Consider the following 226-nt stretch of genomic DNA (forward strand, 5'->3'; position numbering starts at 1 on the left):
AGTACTCGGCAGCCGGACTCATGCTGCAGCGCGGGCAGACGAAGGAGGGGCTCCAGGTCGTCAAGGCGGTCTCCGACCGCTATGACGGCAGGGCACGCAAGGGCCCCTACATCAACATGAGTACATGCTCGACCGGCGACGGCACCGGCAGTCCGTTCGGCGACGACGAGTGCGGTAAGTACTACGCACGCACCCTCTCGTCATGGTCGCTGCTCACCGCGATGCA

At 65.0% G+C, this 226-nt stretch carries 1 protein-coding gene; it reads left to right on the forward strand.

From position 1 onward, the window contains the following. Positions 1-20: 20 nt before the first annotated feature. The coding region (locus G3I42_RS03305; RefSeq protein WP_203606307.1) for a hypothetical protein at positions 21-226 on the forward strand (206 nt) is incomplete at its 3' end.

This window comes from Streptomyces sp. SID11385 (assembly GCF_010548245.1).
Taxonomy (GTDB): Bacteria; Actinomycetota; Actinomycetes; order Streptomycetales; family Streptomycetaceae; genus Streptomyces.